Origin of the sequence: Sphingomonas sp. TF3 (genome assembly GCF_003985085.1) — a bacterium.
Lineage (GTDB): Bacteria > Pseudomonadota > Alphaproteobacteria > Sphingomonadales > Sphingomonadaceae > Sphingomonas.
Genome location: NZ_RWKS01000077.1, coordinates 1 through 842, shown reverse-complemented (window position 1 = coordinate 842; position 842 = coordinate 1). Strand labels below are relative to the sequence as shown.

Sequence of the window (842 nt, the reverse complement as noted above, 5' to 3'; positions counted from 1 at the left end):
TAGGGTCAGGACCCATAAACCGGATTCCCTTGGCGGCGCGAATGTGATTCAGGCTCTGCGGCAGCAGGAGCGTGGGTTTGAGCGAGTTCTGGTTGAGTGAAGAGCAGTTCGAGCGGCTTCGGCCGTTGCTGCCGGACAAGGTTCGAGGGGTTGCGCGGGTTGATGACCGGCGTGTGATCAGCGGCATCATCCATGTGGTGAGATCGGGCGGTCGCTGGGTCGATGCACCGGCCTGCTACGGTCCGAGAAAGACGCTGTACAACCGGTTCGTGCGGTGGGCGGCGAAAGGCATCTGGCAAGAGATATTCGTCACGCTGGCGGCAGCGGGTGGACCGCCTGCCGAAGTCCTGATCGACAGCACACATATGAAGGCGCACCGCTCGGCGGGCGGCGGAAAAGGGGGGCGCTCGTCCAAGCGATCGGGATTAGCCGAGGTGGCCGCAACAGCAAGCTCCACGCGCTCACCGACGGCGAAGGTCGCCCGCTCCGCTTCCTGCTGACCGGCGGCAACGTCGCCGACTGCCGTGCTGCCAATGTCCTGCTCGACGACCTCGCGCCGCGCACCATCGTCTTGGCGGACAAGGCATATGACAGCAACGCGATCCGCGACCTGATCGAGCGCCAGGGTGCCGTGCCCAACATCCCCTCCAAGGCGAACCGGCGCTGGAAAAGCTGCTTCTCGCGCTCGCTCTACAAAGGCCGAAACGCGGTCGAGCGCATGTTCTGCCGCCTCAAGGATTATCGTCGCATCGCCACTCGCTACGACAAGCTCGCCACAAACTTCCTCGGCGCGATCTACCTCGTGGCAGCCGTCACCTGGTGGTTATGAGTCCTGACCCTAG

The 842-nt window shown here is 63.8% G+C and carries 1 protein-coding gene; it reads left to right on the top strand.

All coding sequences use genetic code 11. The features are described from left to right. Window positions 1–77 precede the first annotated feature (77 nt). A protein-coding gene (locus EJC47_RS20855) for an IS5 family transposase (protein WP_126849596.1) occupies window positions 78–829 on the top strand; the annotation gives its coding sequence in 2 pieces (ribosomal slippage) (window positions 78–411 and window positions 411–829; 753 coding nt in all). Window positions 830–842 lie beyond the last annotated feature (13 nt).